This window comes from Bradyrhizobium campsiandrae (genome assembly GCF_014529705.1).
Classification (GTDB): Bacteria; Pseudomonadota; Alphaproteobacteria; order Rhizobiales; family Xanthobacteraceae; genus Bradyrhizobium; species Bradyrhizobium campsiandrae.
Window position 1 is genome coordinate 1 of sequence record NZ_JAANIH010000059.1, and the last position, 23,707, is coordinate 23,707.

Annotated in this window: 20 protein-coding genes and 3 pseudogenes; 13 read left to right on the top strand and 10 right to left on the bottom strand. The window is 62.4% G+C overall.

The features are described from left to right. Window positions 1–356 precede the first annotated feature (356 nt). The 8 genes and pseudogenes from G8O24_RS32440 to G8O24_RS32470 all read left to right on the top strand — a co-directional run bounded on the left by G8O24_RS32440 (window position 357) and on the right by G8O24_RS32470 (window position 7,146). Entirely contained in the window at window positions 357–914 is a 558-nt protein-coding gene (locus G8O24_RS32440; protein ID WP_188106501.1) for a hypothetical protein, read from the top strand. Between the two features lie 341 nt (window positions 915–1,255). Next, the gene (locus G8O24_RS32445) at window positions 1,256–1,570 is read left to right on the top strand and encodes a hypothetical protein (RefSeq protein ID WP_188106503.1); all 315 of its coding nucleotides are present in this window, start codon (window positions 1,256–1,258) and stop codon (window positions 1,568–1,570) included. 125 nt (window positions 1,571–1,695) lie between these two features. Continuing rightward, the gene (locus G8O24_RS32450; protein ID WP_188106505.1) at window positions 1,696–2,364 is read left to right on the top strand and encodes a transposase; all 669 of its coding nucleotides are present in this window, start codon (window positions 1,696–1,698) and stop codon (window positions 2,362–2,364) included. A gap of 62 nt (window positions 2,365–2,426) precedes the next feature. Then, window positions 2,427–2,831, top strand: a pseudogene (locus tag G8O24_RS45720) (hypothetical protein); the annotation flags it as partial. A gap of 28 nt (window positions 2,832–2,859) precedes the next feature. Further along, complete coding sequence (locus tag G8O24_RS45725) at window positions 2,860–3,225, top strand: DUF6794 domain-containing protein (protein ID WP_368736636.1); 366 nt, start codon at window positions 2,860–2,862, stop codon at window positions 3,223–3,225. 334 nt (window positions 3,226–3,559) lie between these two features. Beyond that, window positions 3,560–5,074 (top strand): ATPase domain-containing protein, encoded by a 1,515-nt coding sequence (locus tag G8O24_RS32460; protein WP_202988789.1) that lies wholly within the window; start codon window positions 3,560–3,562, stop codon window positions 5,072–5,074. Next, complete coding sequence (locus G8O24_RS32465) at window positions 5,071–6,777, top strand: ATP-binding protein (RefSeq protein WP_188106508.1); 1,707 nt, start codon at window positions 5,071–5,073, stop codon at window positions 6,775–6,777. The genes G8O24_RS32460 and G8O24_RS32465 overlap by 4 nt, the downstream gene beginning before the upstream one ends. Window positions 6,778–6,894: 117 nt before the next feature. Continuing rightward, on the top strand, window positions 6,895–7,146 hold the full coding sequence (locus G8O24_RS32470; protein ID WP_188106510.1) for a hypothetical protein: 252 nt from the start codon (window positions 6,895–6,897) through the stop codon (window positions 7,144–7,146). 196 nt (window positions 7,147–7,342) lie between these two features. On the opposite strand, the gene G8O24_RS32475 is transcribed toward G8O24_RS32470, so the two are convergent. Beyond that, entirely contained in the window at window positions 7,343–8,446 is a 1,104-nt protein-coding gene (locus G8O24_RS32475) for a helix-turn-helix transcriptional regulator (protein WP_188106511.1), read from the bottom strand. Window positions 8,447–9,796: 1,350 nt separating this feature from the next. Here G8O24_RS32475 and G8O24_RS46400 point away from each other — a divergent pair. Then, window positions 9,797–9,895: pseudogene (locus G8O24_RS46400) on the top strand (PEPxxWA-CTERM sorting domain-containing protein); the annotation flags it as partial. Window positions 9,896–10,157: 262 nt separating this feature from the next. On the opposite strand, the gene G8O24_RS32485 reads toward G8O24_RS46400, so the two are convergent. Continuing rightward, the gene (locus G8O24_RS32485) at window positions 10,158–10,787 is read right to left on the bottom strand and encodes a PEP-CTERM sorting domain-containing protein (RefSeq protein WP_188106514.1); all 630 of its coding nucleotides are present in this window, start codon (window positions 10,785–10,787) and stop codon (window positions 10,158–10,160) included. 247 nt (window positions 10,788–11,034) lie between these two features. On the opposite strand from G8O24_RS32485, the pseudogene G8O24_RS32490 reads away from it, so the two are divergent. Continuing rightward, a pseudogene (locus tag G8O24_RS32490) lies at window positions 11,035–11,528 on the top strand (GNAT family N-acetyltransferase). Window positions 11,529–11,547: 19 nt separating this feature from the next. On the opposite strand, the gene G8O24_RS32495 reads toward G8O24_RS32490, so the two are convergent. Further along, a complete protein-coding gene (locus tag G8O24_RS32495) occupies window positions 11,548–11,922 on the bottom strand; it encodes a response regulator (protein ID WP_188106516.1) in 375 nt (124 codons plus the stop codon). 128 nt (window positions 11,923–12,050) lie between these two features. Between G8O24_RS32495 and G8O24_RS32500 the strand changes: the two genes are divergently transcribed. After that, window positions 12,051–12,413: a hypothetical protein gene (locus tag G8O24_RS32500; RefSeq protein WP_188106517.1), complete on the top strand. Its 363-nt coding sequence runs from the start codon at window positions 12,051–12,053 to the stop codon at window positions 12,411–12,413. A 48-nt stretch (window positions 12,414–12,461) separates the two neighbouring features. Here the strand turns inward: G8O24_RS32500 and G8O24_RS32505 are convergent, their stop codons facing one another. Both G8O24_RS32505 and G8O24_RS32510 read right to left on the bottom strand, forming a co-directional pair. Then, on the bottom strand, window positions 12,462–13,010 hold the full coding sequence (locus G8O24_RS32505) for a sterol desaturase family protein (protein ID WP_244646111.1): 549 nt from the start codon (window positions 13,008–13,010) through the stop codon (window positions 12,462–12,464). Continuing rightward, entirely contained in the window at window positions 12,989–16,474 is a 3,486-nt protein-coding gene (locus G8O24_RS32510; protein WP_188106519.1) for an AAA family ATPase, read from the bottom strand. The genes G8O24_RS32505 and G8O24_RS32510 overlap by 22 nt, the downstream gene beginning before the upstream one ends. A gap of 59 nt (window positions 16,475–16,533) precedes the next feature. Between G8O24_RS32510 and G8O24_RS32515 the strand changes: the two genes are divergently transcribed. Beyond that, window positions 16,534–17,373, top strand: a complete 840-nt coding sequence (locus G8O24_RS32515) for a class I SAM-dependent methyltransferase (protein ID WP_188106520.1) — start codon at window positions 16,534–16,536, stop codon at window positions 17,371–17,373. Window positions 17,374–17,379: 6 nt separating this feature from the next. Here G8O24_RS32515 and G8O24_RS32520 read toward each other — a convergent pair whose 3' ends face one another. The 3 genes from G8O24_RS32520 to G8O24_RS32530 form a co-directional block, all read right to left on the bottom strand. Then, complete coding sequence (locus G8O24_RS32520; protein ID WP_188106522.1) at window positions 17,380–19,116, bottom strand: di-heme-cytochrome C peroxidase; 1,737 nt, start codon at window positions 19,114–19,116, stop codon at window positions 17,380–17,382. Window positions 19,117–19,512: 396 nt separating this feature from the next. Next, complete coding sequence (locus G8O24_RS32525) at window positions 19,513–19,740, bottom strand: hypothetical protein (protein WP_188106524.1); 228 nt, start codon at window positions 19,738–19,740, stop codon at window positions 19,513–19,515. Between the two features lie 400 nt (window positions 19,741–20,140). After that, window positions 20,141–21,076, bottom strand: a complete 936-nt coding sequence (locus G8O24_RS32530; protein WP_188106525.1) for a LysR family transcriptional regulator — start codon at window positions 21,074–21,076, stop codon at window positions 20,141–20,143. A gap of 129 nt (window positions 21,077–21,205) precedes the next feature. Here G8O24_RS32530 and G8O24_RS32535 point away from each other — a divergent pair, with 129 nt between their 5' ends. Next, window positions 21,206–22,003, top strand: coding sequence for an alpha/beta fold hydrolase (locus G8O24_RS32535; protein ID WP_188106527.1), 798 nt, complete (start codon window positions 21,206–21,208; stop codon window positions 22,001–22,003). 101 nt (window positions 22,004–22,104) lie between these two features. On the opposite strand, the gene G8O24_RS32540 is transcribed toward G8O24_RS32535, so the two are convergent. Next, window positions 22,105–22,350, bottom strand: a complete 246-nt coding sequence (locus tag G8O24_RS32540) for a hypothetical protein (RefSeq protein WP_188106528.1) — start codon at window positions 22,348–22,350, stop codon at window positions 22,105–22,107. 26 nt (window positions 22,351–22,376) lie between these two features. Then, entirely contained in the window at window positions 22,377–23,501 is a 1,125-nt protein-coding gene (locus tag G8O24_RS32545; RefSeq protein WP_188106530.1) for a DUF2336 domain-containing protein, read from the bottom strand. Window positions 23,502–23,707: the final 206 nt, after the last annotated feature.

Below are 23,707 nucleotides of genomic sequence, written 5' to 3' on the forward strand. Positions count from 1 at the left end.
AAGTCGCGCCATCGCCGCAGCCTGCGAAGAACGCCGCGCGTTGGGTCGTGGTGACGTAGAAATCGGCTTTGAGATTACCTCCTGACCCTGGAGATGACTTATCAATGATATTATGGCGACAGTCCTGGACTGCACCCCTTAAGTGAGACACGACAATTACAGCTCGTAGGATGGGTTGAGCCGTTGCGAAACCCGTCTCCGCTCTCCGTAATCGTGGCTGTCAAAGACTGATCGCCCACCGGGAGCGCGTCGCAACGATACGCAGTCATGGCGCGAATCCATCACCAAACAAAGCGATCGGTTTCGCCAGAACTTAACCCATCCTCCCGGCTACTTAAGTATCTCTTAGAGGCGCGATGACGAAAGCGGATCAAATCGTGGTCAAGGAATGGAGTTCTCGCTCAGAGATGCTCGACCGTCTACGCGACAAGCGTGTCGTCGTCCTAAAGCCGTCTCCCGAAGAGGCGAACACCTTTTACAATCTAGAACTTCCGCCCCACTACGATGATTGTAGAATTATCATTTTTTCAACCGGCCATCGTGCACCTTTGGTCACATGGCTTGAGCCGCGGTCTAAATTGATCGTGGCGTTCGATAGTTCAGTAACTAAACTGGATCTCGCCTCGGAGAAAGTCGAATACTCGAAAGAGTTGAATGGAATCGTCTACGAATTTCTAGAGGTCGATTCGACCGGCGAATGCATTGTGCTGCACCAGCTTGGAATTGACTCCATTTCACCTGATGGAGACATCAAATGGAGTGTGCACACAGGTCTGGTTGAAGATTTTGCTCGGGACGGCGTGGATTTGATTAGGTTGAAGATAATGGATGACAGATCGTTAGAGGTAAATCTTAAAACTGGAATTGCGGTGACAGTGCACCAAATTGACGCTCGCCCGGTTTTGGGACCATGATACGGCATGGCTCGTCTTGCTCGTGTCGTGATCCCAGGCTGGACTGCACCCCTGAAGTGAGACACGATAATTGCAGTGACAGGCATCTCAAGGATGACCTGTGGCAGGACGATGGAAAAACCGTCAATTTCCGACAGCTTACAAAATTAGAGCGATCAAGCGGGTCGATGATCCCGGCCGCGAGGAGTGGCATGCGAATTTAGTGCACTGTCACCTTAATTCGGTGATCCGAATGGCTATATCAAGTACGAAAATGTCGGTAAGCAGGGAGTTGACCCATACACCGGACGGACGCTGCCGAATTCTCAAAGTCACTTCCCAATACAGTAATCGAGCCTGCAATGAAGCCGACAACGCATTTCATCGGTAGACGGGTGAAATCGGCGTCAGTCGTGCATGACTATGTCCAAATATGCTTCACCGATGGAGGCGTTTTGAATGTCTTTAACCGAGTTATAAAGCCTCAGCTCGACGAGATTTCTCTCAAGCAATTTGTTCAGAAAGTTGTAACCGCTGAACTGAAGGATTGCCGTGCCTTTACTTTGGAGTTCGATGGCGGCCACGTCTTCCAGATTGGAATGAACGATTCAGATTACCGAGGACCTGAAGCCCTGCAGTTTACCGACGCCGACGGCCATATCGTTGTTTGGTCGTGATGCCTCTTCTCATCCTGCGCCTTAAGGTCAATAGGACTGAAGCGTACCGTAGTGACAGTGGAATATGCCCGACACGTGAGAAAGCACGGTTCTAGGCAGCGCGCTTCTTGTGACCATGATGCGGCATGGCTCGTCTTGCTCGTGTCGTGATCCCAGGCCATCCCCACCATGTCACCCAGCGTGGCAACGGCCGTGCCCGCACGTTCTTCGAGGACGGCGACTATGCGCTGTATCGCGATCTGCTCGCGGCGAATTGCCGGGATGCCGGGGTCGAGGTGTGGGCCTGGTGCCTGATGCCGAACCACGTGCACCTCATCCTGGTGCCGTCCGACCCCGACGGGCTGCGCCGCGCGCTTGTGCGCGTGCATCGCGCTTATGCCGGGACGATCCAGGCGCGACGCAAGCGCACCGGCCATTTCTGGCAAGCCCGGTTCGGCGCCGTCGCCATGGACGAAGACCATCTCGCCGCGGCTCTGCGTTACGTCTCCCTCAACCCGGTGCGGGCGCGCCTGGTGCAGCGCGCGCAGGATTGGCGCTGGTCGAGCACGCGCGCCCACTTGCGCGGCAAGGACGACGGCCTGACCGCATTGGCGCCGATCCGCGACCGGTTTCCTGAGTTCGCCGATCTGCTGGCAACCGAGCCTGAAGCCGATCTGTTCGAAGCGCTGCGTTCGGCGGAGAGCATCGGCCGCCCTCTCGGAGACAACCGCTTCCTCGCTCGTCTCGAACGCCAGACCGGGCGCGTCCTCAAGCCGGCCAAGCGCGGACCCAAGCGGTCGGCGGAGGATGAATGATCGTGTTTAGTGCACTGTCACCGTAATTCTATCAAACTTGGTTTGGCTTCGGAAGCTATTCATACTCTGCCCCCAATCAGGGTACGGGTGCCTCCTCCGATCCGGGCAACAGCGTGCTAACACTGCTACATTCATTCGGAATTAATGCCGGCATGTATCACACCCATCCGCCCAGCCCTTCTCCCGGCGTAAATGAGAGCTATTCTACAGCGGATAAGCAAGTGAGCGACTATGAGGGCGTGCCCTCCTATATGGCAAGTTCAAGCGGTGCGATCTATAAATACACCCCGGTGCCTGACCGCCCGCTGCAAGGGAATGTCTCAATTATCGGGATAACTGAACCAGGTCCTAGCAACCCTATGACGCCGCTTTCTCCATGGCTGGTTGGCCCTCAGTTAAGGTCTCCTGATTCAGAAGTGGAGCTGTCGCGAACCGGAAGCACGATGTCGGCAGAGGTAGCCAAATGAGCGCATTGCCATGGGCTGGGAATTTGCGATGACTCCCTGTCGCTCTCTCGCAATTGGCACGATTCTTCTCGTCTTGCTCTTGGGCCCGGTGGATACCCCTCGGGCTGCCCCAGCCTCAACGGAGCTTGGTCCAAATAATTGGCCGGCCACTGTGCATGAGACCGTTCAGGATCTTCTCCCGCGCATTCCCCTCGCGGAACGAATGCGGATCAAGACCACGAAGAAGGATCAACTCATATCGCTATATTTCGGACTCGGAACTCTAATTCGAAATCGATATGGCCTTTGGCGAGGTAACGATAAGCTAATACTCTCGGCATGTGGCCGACCTTGCCATCCTGACGATGCGTCGATGAAAATCATCGAAGCGTTATGGCAGGCACTACAAGATTGAGTTCCGGAACGCGTGTGTCGAACACGCAGGGCCTCCGCATGGTCACCCGACTCTCAAAAAATTGCCAAGCTGCTTGTGTTGAATTACGGTGACGGTGCAGTCCAGCACCGTCACCGTAATTCCCGTCGGCCAGCACGCTCTCGGAGCGGCTTGTGTTCAATTGTGGACCGACTGGGCACAGGCCATTCCCGTCCGATTGCGCCGGGACCCGCGCACGAGAAGCCGGGAACTCGTCCGCCGCTCGCGAGTTCCAATTGTGGGACCATTATGTCCCAGCCCACCCCTTTGGAGGTTCGGGGCAGATAGCGGGTTCAGAGCGCAGAGAGGGGCTTCAATGACCGGTTCATCCAAGGCTGCTTCAGGCAGCACTATGACTGATTTGCTGCGAATTTCGACGGGCAGCGACGGCCTGGATGACATCCTCGGCGGCGGCCTGGACCCCAACCGGATGTATCTCTACGAGGGGCGGCCCGGAACCGGCAAGACAACGATAGCGCTTCAGTTCCTGCTGCGCGGGGCACGGGATGGCGAGCGCGTGCTCTACATTTCGCTCTCCGAAACCAAACGCGAACTGACTGTCGTCGCGCAGCGGCACGGATGGTCGCTGGACGGGGTCGACATCTTCGAGCTGGTGCCGCCGGAAACGACGCTCGATCCGGAGCGCGAACTCACGGTGTTTCATCCCGCCGAGATGGAGCTGAGCGAGACCACCAGCCTGATCTTCAGGGAGGTCGAGCGGCTCAACCCGACCCGCGTCGTGCTGGACAGCCTGTCCGAACTGCGCCTGCTGGCCCAGAACCCGTTGCGCTACAGGCGCCAGGTGCTCGCCCTGAAGCACTTCTTCACTAACCGCAACTGCACGGTCGTCCTGCTCGACGACCTGTCTTCGTCCCAAGACGATTTGCAACTGCATTCGATCGCGCACGGCGTCGTCATGCTCGAGCAGCTCGCGATCGACTATGGCGCGGAGCGGCGCCGGCTCCGCGTGATCAAGATGCGCGGCATCCGTTTTCGCGGCGGCTATCACGACTTCATCATCGAGACAGGTGGCCTCGAGATCTTCCCCCGCCTGGTTGCAGCCGAGCACCACAGATCGTTCGTCGGGGACTTCACGCCGAGCGGCAGTGCAGAACTCGATCAGCTCCTGGGCGGTGGCCTCGAGCGCGGAACGAACGCGCTTCTCATCGGCTCTGCCGGCGTCGGCAAATCCTCGGTGGCGCTGACCTATGCGATCGCGGCGGCGGAACGCGGCGAGCACGCAGTATTCTTCGCGTTCGACGAGGGCCGTGGCACCGTCGAAGCGCGAGCCAGGACGCTGGGGCTGGATCTCGAGAAGCATATCCAGTCGGGTCGCATCCGCTTTCAGCAAATCGATCCCGCCGAGCTCTCGCCGGGCGAGTTCGCGGCCAATGTCAGGGCGAGCGTCGAACGCGACAATGCCCAAATCGTCATCATCGACAGTCTGAACGGCTATCTCAACGCAATGCCGGACGAGCGTTTCCTCATCCTGCAGATGCACGAGCTGCTCAGCTATCTCGCCCAGCAGGGCGTGCTGACCATTCTGATCCTGGCCCAGCACGGGTTGATGGGGCCGACCTATTCCAACCTCGACATCAGCTATCTCAGCGATGCCGTGCTCATGCTGCGCTATTTCGAGCTCGGCGGAATGGTGCGGCGCGCGCTCTCGGTGGTCAAGAAGCGCAGCGGCAACCACGAGCATGCGATCCGCGAATTTCGACTCACCAGCAGCGGCGTCAAGCTGGGGCCGCCGCTCAAGGACTTCAGCGGCATCTTTTCCGGTACACCACAATATACCGGGCCCGCCCTGCCGAACGGGACCATTGAATGAGCGCCGGGCCGGATCACCGCATTCTCGTCTTTGCTCCAATCGGGCGCGACGGGCCAGCATCGGTGGAGTTGTTCCGCAGCTCGAACCTCGAGGCGATCAACTGCCGCACTCTGCCAGACCTCGTCAGCGAGATGGCGGCCGGCGTCGGCGCCGTGTTCGTGGCTGAAGAAGCCTTGTTCGGGAAGGACACGGCGCCGCTGGCCCAATGGATCGAAAGCCAGCCGCCCTGGTCCGACCTGCCCTTCGTCGTCCTGACCAGCCACGCCGAGCAGCCGTCGGTCGTGGCCTGGCGCCGGAGCCTCGTCTCGCTGCTTCGCAACGTCTCGCTGCTGGAGCGCCCGGTGCAGTCGATGACGCTGACCAGCGCCATTCAATCGGCGTTGCGGGCGCGGCGACGCCAATATGAGATCCGGGCCCTGCTCGCCGCACGCGAGCAGACCGCCCAGGAGCTCGAAAAACTCGTGGTCGAGCGCACGCGCGCGCTGGCAGAAACCAACGAGCAGTTGCGCCTGGAAATGGAGGAGCGTGCGCGTGTCGAGGAGACGCTCCGCCAGGCCCAGAAAATCGAGGCCATTGGCCAGCTCACCGGCGGCGTGGCCCATGATTTCAACAATCTGCTGATGGTGATCTCCGGCGGCCTCGACATGCTCGACCGCCAGACCGACCCGAATCGCAGGCGCCGCTTGATGGATGGGATGACCCAGGCCGCGCAGCGCGGTGCCAGCCTGACCAGGCAGCTTCTGGCGTTTTCGCGCCGCCAGACGCTTCGCCCCGAAGCTGTCGACGTCGCCATGCAGATTGGCGGAATGCGCGAATTGCTCGATCGCAGCCTGCGCGGCGACGTCCATGTCCAGTTCGATTTTCCGGACCAGCTCTGGCCGGTGGAGGTCGATCCCGGAGAGCTCGAACTGGTCATTCTCAATCTGGCCGTCAACGCGCGTGACGCCATGCCCAATGGCGGCACGATCGTGGTGCGCGGCGAGAACCTGCCCGATCTCGACGAGGAGGACATCTCGGGCGACTTCGTCCGGCTATCCGTCGTCGATACGGGCGTCGGCATGAGCCCGGAGATCCTGTCGCGGGTCTTCGAGCCATTTTTCACGACGAAGGAGGTCGGCAAGGGCTCCGGGCTCGGGCTTGCCCAGGTCCATGGCTTTGCGACCCAGTCACGCGGAGCGGTCCGGATCAAATCGCAGATCGGCCGGGGCACCAGCATCGAGCTGTATCTGCCGCGCTCCAAAGATCTGCCTTCGGAGCACCGGCACCTGATCGACTTCAACAAGGCGCGGCCGAAGAAGATCAACGAGGGCCAGGTCCTGCTGGTCGAGGACGACGACGAGGTTGCAGCGCTGGTCGGCGAGATGCTCGCTCAGCTCGGCTACGACGTCACCCGGGCGGCCAGTGCGGCCGCCGCGCTCGGTGCCTTGGCCGATGGCCGCTCCGTCGACGTTATTTTCTCGGACATCATGATGCCTGGCGGCATGAACGGAGTCGAACTCGCGCGAGAGGTCAAGCGACGACGCAGCGACATCCCGGTGCTGCTGACCAGTGGCTACGCCGAAGCCTCGGTTCACGAGGCGCAGATGGCGGGCATCCAGATTCTGGCCAAACCCTACCACATCGAAGAGTTGGCGGCGGCTTTGGGTGCGGCAAGATCGAACCTGCGGCTCGATGCAGACGCCAAACGTTCCAATTCCTGCTGAAGTCCTTCCGCCGCATGAAACCTGAACAGCCATTCAAGAAAGTTTCTTGTCGGTTCCTGCAACGGGCCCGTGGCGGTATCGGTTGACTCACCGACGATGCAGAAGGAGGAGGAACAGATGAGGAAGCTGACTTGCGCTCTTGCGGCAGTTGCGACACTCGCAATCGGTGCCCCCACCATCGCCAACGCGGCCGGGTTCGGCGTCTATGTCGGCGGCGACCGCGACGATTATTACGGCCCGCGGGCCCGCATTTACGAGCACGATCACGGCTGGCATCATGGCTGGTACCACCACGACCGCGACTACGACCGCGGCCTCGTGATCCGCCGCAATCACTGGGACGACGATTGGTTCGTGCCAGCACAGTGAAACAAGGAGGCCTCGCTTCGGCGAGGCCTTTTTGCGTCGGCGGAGGTTCGCAGGAGGGATAGAGCGGAGCGAAACCCATCACGCTGCAAACATTCGGACGCAATGACGGTTTGGCGTTCCAAAAACCCGTATTACGGTGACAGTGCTGGACTGCACCCCTCAAGTGAGACACGGAATTGAAGTGACGGCGGCTCGCTCAACGAACAAGCGTGGTGAGCGCGCTCGCCAAGCCTGCGAACAGGGCAACGAGATCGACCTGACGATGGGTCCCGGTCTTCTCGAAGATCGACTTGAGGTGATAGCGCACGGTATCAGGCACGACCCCCAGCGTGCCGGATATTTCCCGCAGGGAGCGGCCCTGGCAGATCAGCCCGACGACTTCGGCCTCGCGCGCGGACAGGCTGAACAGCTCTATTGCCAGGTCGCGATTGAAGTTGACGGCATGGCGCTTGGGTTGAGAGATCAGAAGGCCGACGGCCGTCGTCGCGTGAAAGACATCGCGGGCCCGGCCACGGACGGGCAGCACCTGGAAGACGAAGCGGCTTCCGGTGCGGTCGTGGATCAATATCGCTCCCGGGAGCTGTCGCGCGTTGGCAGCTCTCAAGACGAGTTCATCGAAGTTGCGCTGCTCGGCGGGATCGGCAGTACGGGCCCGGCCGGCAGCGATTTGCAGCGGCCCCGACATGTCGAACGTTCCGTGCTCCCGCCTGACCCGGCCCCAACCGTCGAATTCGAGCAGAGGGTTGCCGCGCCCGAGCAGTCCGCGCACCAGCCCGCGCGTCTCCGCCTCGAAAACATACTGGGCGACCCGCGCTGAAAACCGGATATGCGGCAGAAGGAGATTCAGGGCCTGCCTGTCCGCGTCCTCATAGGGCCCGAGCTTCAGATCGCGCTTGAATCCGATCGCGATCTCGTCGGAGTTCTCCATGCTGATCCGGGCGTTGGCGTGCCAGCCGAAGCCAATGGGGCGCAGAAACTCCTGATAATAGGGATCGCGCGCGATCTCTTCGGAGCTGTAATCGTCCTGATCAATCCGGAATCCGGATCCGACGTCGTGGCTGACCCGTAGCTGCCGGGAATTCTTGGGGGCGCCGCCTGACAGATATTGTCCGACCGCGTCCTTGATCTCATTGTTGGTGACGGCGGCGACCAGCTTGCGGTTGCGGTTGTGCATGAGCACGACGCCCCTCGCCCCTCCCGCTCTTGCGATGGACTCGAGTGCGTCGGCCCAGCCTTCGCCGAGCATCGCGGCGTCCTGGAGTTTCTCGATGGCTGGGGCGAGATCACGGATGGAAATCATCGCTCGACCGCAAAATAATCGCATCAAACGCCCGTAGGCTATGCCACGGCCTCATCCCGATCAACCGATTAATCCCCGGCCGACTACCCGATTGGGTAGGCGCGACGGTCAACGCACCGGGCGTCCTTCCTGAAGCGCCGTGCCGGGCCGCTCCAGCTGGCCGCATCATATTTCTGGCAGGACCTCTCCGAATGGGTAGGAACGCCCGCGCTGCCGCCGGTTACGCTGTTGGAGACTGCCGGTCTGCAGCCGCAATGCTGCCGCTTGCAGCGTCCGCGATCGACGCGTCCAACCTTGGTTTCGGGCGCAATCTTGGCGGCGAAAAAACAGCGAGACCACCGCGAGCGGCTCGCTCAGCGCCACGACCGCGGACTTATTTCAGTATGGTGCCATGGAAATCAGCGAGGACGTATTATGAAGATTTCAACGGTCGGCCCAATCGGTGTTTTTTGCTTCGCCGCGATTGCGGATATCTCGCCTGTGTTGGCTGAACCCGTTCTTTCCGGGACGGTCGCCAGCATTTCCGCTCAGGCCGTGACGGCGGGCGGGCAGCAATCCAACTACAGCAACGAAACCATCACGAACGGCTCCCCCTCGGATATTGCGTACAACCAGAGCACGAGCGGCAGTTCGAATGGAACTGCAGTCATCACGGCGGGAGGGACGACTTATGCACCCACACTTCAGATTAGCCAAAATGGTTTTACGACCGCAGGAACCCCCGACGCGACGACTTCATCAGCATCTGTTAGTCTTTCGACCGGGGCGATCCATCTCAACGTGTCTCCCAACGACCCTCACGGCACCCAGGCCTCTTCGGGCGGCGCAAGTGGATCCATCGGCGACAACGTCACCTTCAAGAATACATCGGGAAGCGCCGTCAGCCTGGCGCTTTCGTTCTCAGTGCACGGCACCTTCGCCGGTCCAAATCCCGGAGACCGGCATTGGGCAGATGCGTTTCTTCAGTTCTATAGTTCACGCGGCCCCGGAGCCGTCGAGCTGATCAGCTTGAGAGGCGGTCCACAGTCCTTCACCGATTATTACGCGCACTACCAATACCAAGGCGAAGGCGGTCCCTACACAGCGTTCACTGACAACGGCGGCGCCGCGCCATCCGCGACGCTCGTAGACCATTCGACCGCCTCGCTTCTGGATGCCACGATCGGCGCAACTCTCTACATCCCATCAGGCATTTCAACGATTGACATCGGAGCGAGGCTGGACACCAACTGCAGGGGCTCGTGGACTTGCGACCTTTCGAATACCGGAATTCTGAGCTTCGGTTCACTTCCGGATGGCGTGTCGTTCACATCGGACAGCGGCCAGTTTCTGACGGGTAACGTCGGCGCCGTACCGGAGCCATCGACCTGGGCCATGATGATTCTGGGCTTTGCAGGCATCGGCTCATTGGCGTATCGCCGAAGGTCAAGGCCGGCATTGAGCTCTTGATGTTCCTGAACGACATCCGCTGTCCTCACGGGGCCGCCAAACCTTGTGTTCGCGCCAAGGCGGAAGCTGGCGCGAACGCCCTGTTTTGGACACGACCGAAATCCAGACGGAATGTCGGCACTCGAAAACGCCGGAACGTCTTCACCGCCCGGCTGAGACGTTCCGACGACCGCCGTGACAATTCATTCCCGCAGGGAACGCGCGATTCAAGAACGAAAAACCGCCCGTAGGCGGTCTCTCGAATTGCGATTAGAGGCCATGATCAGGCGATGTTGAGCGCCGGCCAATCGCGACGTCGGTAGGCGATGAAGCCCATGCCACAGAAGCCGAGCATCATCATGGCCCAGGTCGAGGGTTCTGGAACGGCCGCGGTGATGGCTCCATCGCCGACGTCCAGACTGACGGCAGCCCCGCAGCAAATCACGTTGTCATATTTGATCTCGAACGTATGTGATCCGGCGCCGAGGTCCAGTGTCGCGCTGGTCGTGTCGTAGCTATTCGGTCCGGGCCGGGCGATCTGTTGAACGCCGTCGACGTAGAGATAGCTGGCATCGTCCGAGCCAAGCGTGAGGACGTGCGGGCCCGACGATCCGACGGTGAAGCTCCCGGAGAAGTCGGCGGCGAAACTGTCAGCGGGACTCTTGCCTCCCACCGTCCCCGGCAAACTCCAATCATACAGAAACGAGCTGCCCGAGAAGTTTGCCGTTCCGGTGGCTGACGGCGAGCCAGCGAAGGTTATGTCGGTGCCCGTGTCGGCGAAGTTGTCGTAGACGGAAATAGATGTCGCCGAGGCCTGACCGACCCAAAATGCCGCCGCGGCAGCCGACAGAATGATCCTTTTCAAAGACGCCTCCTGAAATTGAACGAATGCACGCAATGATGCATCAACCAATCGTCAGGCCGTCTCCCCAAATGGGGGGTGACTTCCAATTGCGTCCACTCGTAGCCAACGGCATGCCCCGGCATTTCGTGGTAACGTCGTCTCATGGCCGCGGATCGCGGCAGATCGGGAGCGTCCCGGAACTGGATGCCGAGGGATATAGCGAGTTCTTGGTGCGCGCCTTTCAAAAACGTGCCGGGATCGCGCCGGTGACGTTCTTGTCGGAGTTGAGACTTGCGATGCCGGAGCAATAGTCATCATGGACCGCTTCAGCACGACGAGGCTGACCGCCGAGCGACTGAACGAAAGTCACCTCGAAGACCTCGTCGCCCTGCATCTCGGTGCCGACGTGTCCCGCTATCTCGGCGGCGTTCGCTCGGCCGAGGTGACCAAGGCCTATCTCGCATCCAACATGGCCCATTGGGATCAGCACGGCTTTGGGCTCTGGGTCCTGCGCACGACGGACGGCGCGTTTGCCGGACGGGCGGGTATCCGGCACATCCTTGTCGACGGCGTGGACGAGATCGAGATCGCCTACACGTTCAGGCGCGAGTTCTGGGGCCGGGGGCTTGCGAGCGAGATCGCGACCACGTTGACCGAGATGGGCCTGGCGCGGCTGCAATTGCCGTCCCTGATCGGTCTCGTCTTCGTCGCACATCGCGCATCGCGGCGCGTGCTGGAAAAAGCCAACTGTTCGAGAAGATCACGACGCATCATGGCGAGGACGTCGTGATCTACCGCATCAGCCGATGAGGCATCGCATGCCGGCGGCTCACAGCTGCATGAGCGCCGCGATCAGCCGATCGGGATGAAACGGCTTTTCAAGCAGCACGCTGTTGGGCACGCCCTGCGATTTCCACAGAGCGGCGCCGGCGCTGCCCGTGATGTACACGACCGGAAGAGCCGGATCCTTCTCCCTCATTCGCCGGGCGAGATCCCAGCCGTTCAACTTGCCGCCGAGATTGACGTCGGTCACCAGCGCCTTGTGCGTCTTCCCGCGCGCGACGAACACCGTGATCGCCTCCTCGCCGGATGCGAGGATGTCGGTCGCGAAGCCGGCTTCCGCCAGCACCATCTCGATCACGCCCTGGAGCGGATATTCGTCTTCCGCGATCAGGATCGAAGGCGGTCCCAATACGTCTGTCATTAACTGGCGAGCAATCCGGCGCGATGCTTGTTCCGAGGTGCATCGAGTTCAGCACGCGTTTTTGGCTTTCTCACGATCCCACTCTGATTTGAATGGCTTTCCCGCCATCGACTGTCTATGGTCGAACCATGTCCCGCCTTCTATGTCTATTTGTTGCTGCCCTGCTGTCGCTGCTGCCGGTCACCGCGCCCGCCGAGCCTGTCGCGAAAAAGCCCAAGCAGGCTTGGCATGGCTACGGTTTCCTGCCGGGCTATCGCCAGCCGCTGAGCAACAGCCAGCCGATCTACATGCAGAAGAACGGCTTCCGGCGCTACGCGCGCGAAAACCAGCGCCCCTGGTATATCGATCCGGTGCCGAGCTATTACCGCTACTTCGACGGCGAATGGCATTATTTCGGCCGGCCCGGCTTCGGCGGCCCCCGTTACAATGGCGGCAGCTTCGGTCCGTGCTGGACGCGGACGCCGATCGGCGCGATCTGGAACTGCGGTTGATGGCTTCGCCTCTCCTCGCCGCGGAGAGATGAAGCAAGGCCTCGGCGGTCATTCGGGACAATAGGTCCCGAACACACGATCCCACATGCTGGTGACCACGCCGAAATTGCAGGGACGCTTGCCGTAATGATGGCGCGTGTGGCGGCGCTTCAGGCGCCAGAGGTAGCCGCCGCGCTTCAGGCGATGATGATGAATGACGTGGTGAAGCGCGCCGAAATAGATGTAACCCAGCATCAATCCCGCGGTGACGGTGCAGGCGCTGCCGAACCCGACCAGCAGCCACACCGGCGCCAGCGATCCCAGACAGATCGAGCCGAGGCTGAGCCAGAGCGGCGAGCCGACCAGCGCGCGCGGATCGGCATGGTGCATGTCGTGCAGGGCGGCGAGATAGGCCGGACCATGCAGGGCGAAGCGGTGAATGACGTATTCGGCGAGGCTCCACAGCAACAGCCCGCAGGCGAAGCCGAACGCGGCCTCGTCCCAGCGCAGCGGCTCCTTCAAGAGCAAGGCGACCCCGACCAGCGCGGCGCTCGCCAGGGGGTAGAACACGAAATCGGCGAAGTACAGGAATGTCTTCAATCGCATGGATTTGCGCATGGGCCTGTCGTGCTGGACCGCGCCATGGCCGCGCGTGCTTCGAAAATTTCCGGCAATCCCTGTGCGCCCGTGAACATCCCGAGCACGGGACCGAGCACGCTGCGCGCCTGCGCATCCGTTCCGCTCGCCTGATAAAGTCTCGCAAGCGAGAGCGCGGCGCGCAGCTCGAAGGTGGCGGTCTGCTGCGCCCGCGCCGTCGCCATGGCCTGGGTGAAGGCCGTCTCCGCGGCGACGATATCGAGGGAATCCTTGCGCAGCAGCAGCTCGCCGCGGCGGCGCTGGATCTCCGGCGTGAACCATTCCTGTCCCGTCCGCTCCACCTCGAGGAGCTGTTCGTCGAGAATCGCGAGCGCCTCGATGAACCGCCCCTCGCACGCCTTGGCTTCGGCCAGCAGCGTCCAGGTCAAGGGCACATAGAGGCCGGTTGCCATCTTTCCGACCAGGGGCAGCGCGATCGACTCCTCCATCTCCCGAAGCCCGGCCGCCGGCTCGCCGAGATGGCAACGGATCCAGCCGTTCCAGAATTTTGCCGCGCGCGTGTATAGCAGAAGACTGTGCTCGCGACTGAGCTCGATCACGGCGTCGACATGGGGCCTTGCGCCTTTGGGATTACCGCGCATCGCCTCCAGCACGATCTTGTGGAAATGGGTGTAGACCATCGTCGCGACATGGCCGCTGTCGGCGGCGCGGCGGATCGCCTCCTGCGCCAGCTGCTCGGCGCGATCGACCGCGCCGAGCGGCCACAGCACCAGCGCGAGGTAGATCGCAGCCGCGATGCCGTAATCATGGCCATACAGGAACGCAAGGTTGCGATCGTGCTCGTCGCGGTAGATCGTGAGCGCCTGTTCGAGATGCCGCCTGGCATCGACGAAATTGCCCTCGAACCAGCGCGTCATGCCGCAGACCCGATGCGCGATCCCCGCCTCCGGCGCATCGGGCCGGTCGGCGGTATCCTCGAGAAACGCCTGCGCCAGTTCCTGCATCGATCCGAGTTCGCTGCGGACCAGGCTTCCGACCCACAGGCCGTAGGTGGCGGCGAACCGTTCGGGCGCGCCCCTCAGCCCTGAGGCCAGCTCGCGCGCGCGGGCGAAGGCAACCGAGGTCTCCGGCGCGCCATAGCCGCGCGTGGCGATCAGCGCGTTGCCATACGCGATCTGCAATTGCAGGCGGCGGCTTTGCCCCGCCGGACTCTCGCTCAACCCTTCGGCAAGGCCGATGGCCTTGGTCAGATGCGCGATCGCCTCGGGATAGGCGGAGCTGCGCAAGGAGCGGTCGCCGGCCTTGCCCCACCATTCCACGGCGTCCTCGACGAGACCTGCCTGCGTGAAATGATGCGCGGCGATTTCGGGCGAGACGGCGGCGATGTGCGTGAATGTCTCCTGGAGTGCGGCTGCGATCCGCTCGTGCAGGCGCCGCCGGCTGCTCCGGAGCAGACTCTCATAGGCCGTGTTCTGCACCAGCGCATGCTTGAACACATAGACGCCCTCGCCCGCGGACCTGTTGCGGAAGATCAGCTCGGCGCCTTCGAGCTGGGCAAGCCGGAGATCGAGCTCCGCATCGTCCCTGTCGGCGATGGCGCGCAGCAGCACGTCGGAGAATTCGCGGCCGATGACGGCGCAGATTTGCGCGACCTCCTTCGCCGGCCCGAGCCGGTCGAGCCGCGCCATCAGCGAATCCTGGAGCGTGGTTGGGATGGACAGCCGCGGCAGGCTGCCGGCGATCCGGTAGCGGCCGCCGGCGCCCTTTTCGAGAACGCCGAGTTCGAGCACTGTGCGCGTCAGCTCCTCGACGAAGAGCGGGACGCCGTCGGTCCGCGTCGCGATTTGCGTGACCAGCTCGGACGGAACCGCGCGGCTTCCGATCACGTCCGCGATCATGCGCTGGACCTCGGTCTCCTTGAGCCGCCCGAGCTCCAGCGTGGTCAAATTCGCCGGGCCCATCCAGGGCAGCTTGAATTCGTCGCGGAAGGTCAGGACGAGCAGCAGCCGAAGCTGGTCGGCCAGCCTGACCACGAGGTGGAGCAGTTCGAGCGAGCTCGCATCCGCCCAGTGCAGGTCCTCGACGATGCAGACCACCGGCGCCTCCGTGCACAGGCGCTGCAGGCGCTGGATCAGCGCGGCCAGCGTGTTGCGTCGCAGCTGCTGCGGCGTCCAGTCCAGCGGCGCATAGTGTCCGTCGGTGGCGATCGACAAGAGATCCGCAAACAGCGGCACCAGCGTCGGCGCCTTCAAATCGCTGCGCCCGAGCAGCGCCTCGAGCTTGCGCAGCCGCTGCAGATTGCTGTCGCCGGCACCGATCCTTGCCGCCCGCTGGAGCTGCGTGATGACGGGATAGAGCGCGCTGGCGCGATGATGCGGCGAGCACTGGTAGCGCAGGCGGATGTGCGGCTCGGTGCCGACCCGCTCGCTCAGGAAATGCTCCGATAGCCGCGACTTGCCGATGCCGGGCTCGCCGGAGATCAGCACGACCTGGCCGTGGCCGCGCCAGGCCCGCTGCTTGCACTCGGCCAGACGCGCGAGCTCCTGCTCGCGGCCGACGAAGCCGGCAAGGCCCGCGGCGTGATAGGCTTCGAAGCGGCTCGCCAGCGGCGAAGCCCGCTCCACTGCCCATACATCGACCGGTTCGCTGAATCCCTTGATCGCGCGCGTGCCGAGCGCGCGCAGCTGAAACAGATTGCCGAGCAGGCGGCGCGTCGAGGCCGCGATGACGACCGAGCCGGGATCGGCAAGGGTCTGCATCCGCGCCGCGAGGTTCGGCGTCTCGCCGATCACCTCGAGCCGGCTGGAAGCGCCCTTGGCGATCAAATCGCCGACGACGACGAGCCCGGTGGCGATGCCGATGCGGACCTCGAGCCGCAGACCCGGCTGCACGTCGATCGCCTGGACGGCGGTGCTGATCTCGAGCCCGGCCCGGACCGCGCGCTCAGCATCGTCCTCGTGCGCGGAGGGGTAGCCGAAATAGGACAGGATACCGTCGCCCACCAATCGCGAGACGATGCCGTCATAGCCGGCGATGACCGCGGTCGCGGCTTCGCGATAGGCCTGCAGGATCCCGCGCATCTCCTCGGGATCGAACTGCTGCGACAGCGCCGTCGAGCCGACCAGATCGCAGAACAGGATCGTGAGCTGGCGGCGCTCGGCGCCCGCATCGATCATCGGTGCGAGCGGACGCGCCTTCGGAACGTCCAGCTCGGCGATCGAACGGAGCAGCCTGCGTCGGTGCCCGAGCATGACACCCATGGTCGCGAGATCGCGATCCGTAATCTCGGAAAGAATGTCGAAATCAATGCCGTGGTCGGAAAAGGACTTCAGGTATTGAGGGAGGCCGACCTTCTCCAACCAGGCAGCAACCTGCCCAGTCATCACGCGCGGTCCAGCATTATGTATACTAAACCTAAGATATATCTGCCGTCGGAATGAAGTCAATCGTGGCAGGCAAGCGTCGCCATTGTTGACGCATCGCAAGCACTGGCTCATGCTCGATGGTGGAAGCGTTCCCCCATTTCGCGCGAGAGTACTCATCCGTGAAGCAGGATCCGTATCCGACGACGGCGAGCCCGGTCCATCAGGCCGTCGTAAAACTGTTTTATTCGCGCGCCGCGCGCCAGCTTTTCACCAATGCCTGGTACTCCCTGCTGAGCAATCTCGACCGGGACGCCGCGATCCGGTTCCTCAACTACGGCTATGCTTCGCTCGATGGCGCGCAAATTGCGCTGCAGGCCGTCGACGAGCCCGACCGCTACGCGATCCAACTCTACCACCACGTGGTGTCCGGGACTGCGATCGAGGGCAAGGATGTGCTCGAGGTCGGTTGCGGTCGCGGCGGCGGAGCCTCCTATATCGCGCGCTATCTCGGCCCGAAGAGCTACACCGGGCTCGACATCTGCAAGCCGGCCATCCGCTTCAACAAGGCGCGCTATGCCGATCAGGGCAACCTCGCATTCCGCCTCGGCAATGCGCTCAGCCTGCCGTTCGCGGACGAGAGCTTCGACGTCGTGGTCAATGTCGAGAGCGCGCAGCATTACGGCGACATGGGACGCTTTCTGGACGAGGTCCACCGCGTGCTGAGGCCCGGCGGCGCTTTTCTGATGGCGTGCTTCGAGGATCCGTCAAAGGACGTTTATCCGCGCCAATCCCTGGCCCGGTCGCGCCTGCATCTCGTCAGCGAGGACGACATCACCGCCAATGTCGCGCGCGCGCTCGAATTCGACGGCGCGCGGCGCACCGCGCTTGCCGCCGAGATTGTCCCGCGGCTGCTGCGCGGCGTGTCGCACGAATTCGCAGGCATTCCCGGCACGCAGCTGCATGCGTCCTTCGCCGACGGCAGCTGCCCCTATTATTGCTTCACCTGCCGCAAGGACTGAGGCGGCTCACAGCGTCTTGAGATATTCGATCAGCGCGTTGCGATCGTCCTCGGTCATGTCGGTTCCGTAGAGGTGTCCGGCATTGGAATTGCCGCGGATGGTGGTGTCGAACAGGAACGCCCCCGGCGTCTGCGCCTTCATGTCATATCCCACGATATCGGGGTTGAACTCCCAATTGCCGACATAGAAGGTCTTCGGCCGCTGGCCCGGCGGCAGCAGCAGATCATGCAGCGACGGCACCGAGCCGTTGTGCAAGTAGGGCGCCATCGCCCAGATGCCGTTGAGCGGCCTTGCCCGGTAGGCGAGCGGCGCCCTGAACTGGTTCGGACGGCCGCAATTGATCTCGGCGGCGCCAGCCGCGTTGTCCTTGGAGCGCGCGATCCACTGCGCGGCAATGTTTCCGGTAAGCGCCTCGGCGGCCTTGTAATTGGACATCGCGTCCGGGCCGCCAATCTTCGACAGCGCGATCCTGCGGCCATTGAACGTCGTCGCCTGCTCGGGGTCGGTGCCGACCTTGCGCAGATCGACCAGCGGGATCTGGATCTCGCTGCAAGACCCCGAAGCGGCCTCGCCGGGCGCAGCTTCGTGACAGTTCGCGCAGGCGCTGAGATAGACGAGCTGGCCACGCAGCGCCCGCTTCTGGTCAAGCCCGCCGAGAATGGCTTCCGGCCAACGCGGCGAGCGCAGATCCATCAGCCTGCGCTGCCCCCAGACCACATTCTCCATCTGAATCCCATGCATCACGTCGGGCGTGATCATCGTGGCGTCGTGCTTGATCGGCGCCAGCACACCGAGCGCCTCGACGATATTGCGTGTCAGCGGCTGACGGATCGAGGCGTTGTACAGCACCCAGCTGAAGCGCGGCGTGTCCCACAGCGCCGGATATCGCACCGGCGCGGTCAGATGCGCGTAGTTCCTGGTCTCGCCGAAGTCCGCCGGATCGGTCATGAGCCTGAAGGGCCCGGCCAGAAGCTGGTTCAGGCCGGCCCCGTGCGCATCCAGCCTGCCCGCCCCGCCCGCCGTGTCGCCGGAATTTCCGCCGACGACCTGATTGAACCTGGCGGCCGCCTGCAAGACGCCGCCGAAGCATTGCAACCCGCTCTGCACGTCGGCCGGCGGCGCCTTCACCCGCGCCATGAAGCGCTGCGCGGCTCCGTCCTGGTTCTGGAGGACCGCGGTGATGGACCCGACCAGCTGACCGACGAACGCATCGATATCGATATGGGCCGGCCCCCCTTCGATGCGGATCTGCTGGCCGCGGTAGCTGACCTGCCCGGTGTGACAGCCGGCGCAGCCGAGGCCGAGCCAGTTGCCCTTCCAGCACGCGTGCCTGCCGTCGGGAATATCCACCGGCGTGCTGTACAGACCGATGGCCAGACCATCCGGATTGGTCGCGCTGACCGGCTCGGTCAGAAAACCCAGCCGCTGCAAATTCTCGGGCGCCTTGATCAATGCGGTTTGCCCGGCTTGCTGCCCCGGCTGCTCCAGTGCGACGAACCATTCGTAGGGGATCAGCGCCGTTCCTTGCGAGATGAAATGCCAGCGATCGACGGTCGCCTCGCTCCAGCCCTGTTGCAGATGGATCGGACCAGCCGCCGCCGGCTTGTCTTGAGATTTTCCTTGGGGCTGTTCTTGCGGCTTGTCTTGAGGTTTTTCCTGAGGTTTTTCCTGGGCCGATGCGACGAGGAAGGTGGCGAGAAGGGTTGCGACGGCAATCAAGGATACGCGCACATCAAATTTCATCATCGGCTCCAATCAGCGTGAAGCTTTCAATCATGACGGCGTCAGTGCCGCCACTATCAGGCAATCAGCAATCGTGCACCACCGATGGCGCTGCTGCTCGCAGCACCGGAAGCGTTCTGGAAATTTTCATGCAAAGGACAACGCGCGGACCAACTGCGCACGTGCGCCGCACCACCAACAAGGAAGATACGCCGCCCCATAGCGACTGCTCCAAACCCCATTGCCCGCGCCGCCTTCCGGCGTCCGCAAGCGGAGGCTACATCATGTCAGACATGAGCGCAAAGGTAGAGATGCAGCACCGGACGCGCTGGCAGACGGCACGAGAGGCCGCGCGCGGAAACGGCCTCTCGTACGTGGTCGGCGTCAATCGTCGGGCCTGGCCTGCGCGGCGTCGCCTTATTTGGTGTAACCCTGACTCGTACACCACCACATGGCGTCGGCCGGGCTCGTGCCACGCTCTATGACGTATTTTCGACAGGCTTCGTAATTGACGGCATAACGCTTGGCACATGGGACCGAGGAAATGGTGCCGCCGCTCCAGGAACATTTGTTTTGAGCGTTTGCTGCCGACATTGAAAGGGCTGCAGCAGCGAGCCCGACGAGGAAGAACACGAAGGCCTTCATGGCTATCTCTCCCGAGTCCAGGGACTGCGCATGCTATCCCTAGTGGTAAGATAACACATATTCGCCTCGATGTGTTCTCCAAAGCAACCCCATGCGAAAAGGGGCCTTGCGCAAACACGGAGCGCAGGATGGGTCGAGCACGGCGAAACTCATCCTGCAAGGCTGACGATTCCCCGCTGCCGGAAATACCCGAGCACGGGATCGGTATCCGCGCTAGCCGCCACCCCGTGCCGTTCAGTTCCGCGTCGATGACGCGGCGGCAGGCATCGATCGCGGCGTGGTCGCCGAGATCGTTGCGACCCATAAGTCCGCAGGATTGCACGAACCCGCGCTCATGAGTTTCGGCGAAGCCCCACTCGATCCAACCGCGATGCGGGTGGGTGCTCTTGAACCAAGCGCCTCATCGCTTCACTGAGCTGGCTCTCAGCAGAAGATCATCCCAAGGTGGCATGTCTCCGAAGCTCGTGCTCAGATGCTCGACAAACCGACGAAGTTTCAGGGAGGTGTACCGTTTGGTCGGGTAGATGGCATGTATCGCCAGTTCGGATGTCTTATAGTCCGACATCAGAAGCTGGAGGGCCCCGGCGGCAACCGCCTCGGCGAATACGAAGCTCGGTCCATATGCCACGCCCGCTCCCGCCAACGCCGCGGACAGCAGCATTTGCATGTTGTTCGCGGCCAGCCGTACCGGGCCATCGATCACGTGTACTAGGCCGTCAGAATCCGTGAGCATCCAATCCCCGGCTGAAACCGCTTCACTAAATGCGAGCCGCGGAGCCTTGCGCAGTTGCTCAACTGTTCGAGGCACGCCGTGATGCGATAGAAAGGATGGCGCCGAGCAAAATACCATACGGCACGGCGCGAGCCGTCGAGCCACGAGGTCGGAATCCTCCAATCGGCCGATGCGAATGGCCACATCGATACGATCCGCCAGCAAGTCGATGTAGCGGTCGCTCAGCATGGTCTCGACCGCGACATCTGGATGCGCGGCCAAATAGCTCGCCACAACGCTGCCGAGATGCATCGCACCGAAGGTGGTCGGCGCGGCAACGCGCAGGATACCGCGGACCGTTTGCTGCAACTCCCGCGCTTCCGCGTTCGCGTCATCGTAGTCATCCAATATCTGCTTGCAACGCAGGTAGTAGGCCTCTCCCACATCGGTGGGCTTCAGCATGCGCGTCGTGCGCTGAAGCAGTCGGACCTCGAGTTGCTCCTCCATGGCGGCAACATGCTTGCCCGCCATCGAAGGCGAAAGGCCGAAGCGTCGCGCGGCACTGACAAGGCTGCCCTCTTCGATCGCCGCAACGAACACCGCCATACTAACGAGCCGATCCATAATGCCTCCGCATCTGATAATCTTGTTATTAGATACTGATAAAACAAAGGCAATTATCGACCTGAGCCATCCCGCCTACTTCTCTTCCATGTCCGCCGAACTCAAGGTTGGCTTGGAAGGGAACTCACAATGAAACTTGCTTCGAACGGCCTGAAACTCCATGTCGAAGAGCGGGGTGGCGGGGATCTGACGCTGGTCTTTTTGCACTACTGGGGTGGGTCATCCCGCACATGGAAATACGTCACTGCGGGCTTGGTACCTCGCTTCCACACCGTTGCCATTGATCATCGGGGTTGGGGCGAGTCCGACGCGCCGGAGGATGGCTACGCCTTGGCAGATCTGGCGGCCGATGCCGAAGGTGTGATCCGGGCCCTCAACCTGAAGCGCTACGTGCTCATCGGTCATTCCATGGGCGGCAAGGTTGCCCAGCTGATGGCCTCGCGTCGGCCCGCGGGTCTGGCCGGCCTCGTTCTGGTTGCGCCCTCTCCGCCTCAGCCCATGACCATGCCGGCGGAGGCGCGAGAGATGATGGCTGGATCTTATGCCTCGCGTGAAACGGTTGAGGCGGCGATAGACCATGTGCTGACGGCCAAGCCACTCCTGGCCGAAGACCGCGAACAGGTGATCAGGGATAGCCTGCGCGGTGCGCCTCCGGCGAAAATTGCCTGGCCGAGAGCCACCAGCCTGGAAGACATCACCGCTGAGGTCGGAGCGATCAACGTTCCCACCATCGTCATCGCAGGCGAATTGGACCGGGTCGACAGCCCCGAACTGCTGAAAGCCGAGTTGCTGTCACGTGTTCCCCAAGCCGTCATGCACGTGCTGCCAGCCACGGGGCACTTGTCGATGCTGGAATCGCCCGACGCGCTGGTCCCGTTGATTGGGCATTTCTGCGGTTCGTTGAACGAACCGGCGCGGCGAGAATAGAGCAGCCTCGGGTTCGAGAGCCGAGCCACCAACTCCAGAACACGCGGGATGGGTCGACCGGAAGCGAAACCCATCCTGCAGGGCCGACGATTCCCCGCTCCTTACCGGAAATACCCCACCACGAGATCGGTATCCGCGCTGGCGGCGACCGTGCCGTTCAGTTCAGCGTCGATGACGCGGCGGCAGGCTTCGATCGCGGCGTGGTCGCCGAGATCGTTGGCGGCTTCCAGCACGAGCCACGCGGCGTCGACCGTGGCCTTCTCCGGAGCCGCTCCGACGGTCTCGGCGACGAGGCTCTTGGTGAGGCCCTTGTTCTTGCGAACTGCGGTGCCGAATTGAGGCAACATTGGCAAGTACTCCCTCGATTTCCCGCTCAGTGAACCTGGAGCTCAGGCTGACGACCCGTCGCGGGATCGGCGCCGGCGCTGTTCTTGCGCGACTGGTAGAACTTCAGAATGCTGCGTGACGTCTCGATCTTGAGCCGGCCGAAATCGCGCTCGTTGTCGTGGAGCTCGCGCGCCGTGATCAGGTGATCCTTGGCGCCGAGGAACAACAGCGACATCGTCGTATCCCAGGAGAAGTCGAGCGCCTTGCACAGCACCAGCAGAATCTCGCGGTTGCGGTCCATCAGCGCGCGCTCGATCACGTCGACCGGCAGCGCCGACAACAGCGACAGGCCGATCTGCACCTCGTCGAAGCGGTGCTGCCGCGCATAGTTCGAAATCGAGACCTGGTTGAGATTGCCCTGCCGGTACTGCGTCGTCACCACGCGCTTGGCGACGAAATAGCTGCGCGAGGACGGACCGAACTTGGACTGGAGATCGCCGGTGACGTCGGTCACCGAGCTCTGGATCTGCGCCATCATCTCGGGGCGCTCGGTCTCGAGCCGGCGGCGGACGTCTTCCGAGGCCTTGGAGATGAGCTGCTGGAAGATGTGGCGCGGCACGTCCTTGCGCAGGCCGAGCTGCTCGGCAAGGATCGAGTCGCCCTCCGCGCGGCGGACCATGTGCAGCAGGCCCGAGCCGGAGAAGCGCGCGCCCTCGTTCCTGGCGACCGAGGTGACAACCTCCTGGTTACCACGCTTGACGAGCACATCGGTCACGGCCTCGCCGATCGCTTCACGCTGGGAGATCGCGAGCAGATGCGCCTGACCCTTGGTCATGGCGCTTTCGACCAGCACCTTCTCGCCGATCCTGGCGGAGTCGCGCAGCACGGGACCGGCGACCTCGATCTCGTCGTCCAGCGCGAGCTTCTCGATGACGTTGAGCGGCGCGTGATCGCAGCCGGCCATCAATTCGGAGAGCTGCGCCCGCGCGGCAACCTCGATCTCGTCGGCGAGCCGGCCGATGACCTCCCCGAACATGCTGATCTCGTCGTCGACGTAGCGACCGGTGATCAGAAGATCGGTCGCATGCCACAACGCCTTCGCCCGGCTTTCGTCGGTGCCACGCGCGATTGCGTCGTCCAGATCCTGTAGAAGCGTTTTCGCTCCGTCCATCTCGCTAACCCCAATTCTTGGAATTTCGTTGGCGCCTTCCTGCCTGTGCGGGCAGGACTTTCGAATTCCTCAGGGGCCAACGCTAGGGATCAAACGCGAGAATCCAGTAAAACCGTCACATCAGTTTTGCCGACGAGAATTCGTTCAAATGCGAGCGAGCGTGGTTACCGGGGCGTAAGGTTCTCGCCTCTGCCCGCTGGGGCGAG

Bases quoted from the DNA above. Each gene is read 5' to 3' on its own strand.
- G8O24_RS32440 (WP_188106501.1), top strand. From the start codon at position 357: ATGACGAAAGCGGATCAAATCGTGGTCAAGGAATGGAGTTCTCGCTCA.
- G8O24_RS32445 (WP_188106503.1), top strand. From the start codon at position 1,256: ATGAAGCCGACAACGCATTTCATCGGTAGACGGGTGAAATCGGCGTCA.
- G8O24_RS32450 (WP_188106505.1), top strand. From the start codon at position 1,696: ATGGCTCGTCTTGCTCGTGTCGTGATCCCAGGCCATCCCCACCATGTC.
- G8O24_RS45725 (WP_368736636.1), top strand. From the start codon at position 2,860: ATGACTCCCTGTCGCTCTCTCGCAATTGGCACGATTCTTCTCGTCTTG.
- G8O24_RS32460 (WP_202988789.1), top strand. From the start codon at position 3,560: ATGACCGGTTCATCCAAGGCTGCTTCAGGCAGCACTATGACTGATTTG.
- G8O24_RS32465 (WP_188106508.1), top strand. From the start codon at position 5,071: ATGAGCGCCGGGCCGGATCACCGCATTCTCGTCTTTGCTCCAATCGGG.
- G8O24_RS32470 (WP_188106510.1), top strand. From the start codon at position 6,895: ATGAGGAAGCTGACTTGCGCTCTTGCGGCAGTTGCGACACTCGCAATC.
- G8O24_RS32475 (WP_188106511.1), bottom strand. From the start codon at position 8,446: ATGATTTCCATCCGTGATCTCGCCCCAGCCATCGAGAAACTCCAGGAC.
- G8O24_RS32495 (WP_188106516.1), bottom strand. From the start codon at position 11,922: ATGACAGACGTATTGGGACCGCCTTCGATCCTGATCGCGGAAGACGAA.
- G8O24_RS32500 (WP_188106517.1), top strand. From the start codon at position 12,051: ATGTCCCGCCTTCTATGTCTATTTGTTGCTGCCCTGCTGTCGCTGCTG.
- G8O24_RS32505 (WP_244646111.1), bottom strand. From the start codon at position 13,010: ATGCGCAAATCCATGCGATTGAAGACATTCCTGTACTTCGCCGATTTC.
- G8O24_RS32520 (WP_188106522.1), bottom strand. From the start codon at position 19,116: ATGAAATTTGATGTGCGCGTATCCTTGATTGCCGTCGCAACCCTTCTC.
- G8O24_RS32525 (WP_188106524.1), bottom strand. From the start codon at position 19,740: ATGAAGGCCTTCGTGTTCTTCCTCGTCGGGCTCGCTGCTGCAGCCCTT.
- G8O24_RS32530 (WP_188106525.1), bottom strand. From the start codon at position 21,076: ATGGATCGGCTCGTTAGTATGGCGGTGTTCGTTGCGGCGATCGAAGAG.
- G8O24_RS32535 (WP_188106527.1), top strand. From the start codon at position 21,206: ATGAAACTTGCTTCGAACGGCCTGAAACTCCATGTCGAAGAGCGGGGT.
- G8O24_RS32540 (WP_188106528.1), bottom strand. From the start codon at position 22,350: ATGTTGCCTCAATTCGGCACCGCAGTTCGCAAGAACAAGGGCCTCACC.
- G8O24_RS32545 (WP_188106530.1), bottom strand. From the start codon at position 23,501: ATGGACGGAGCGAAAACGCTTCTACAGGATCTGGACGACGCAATCGCG.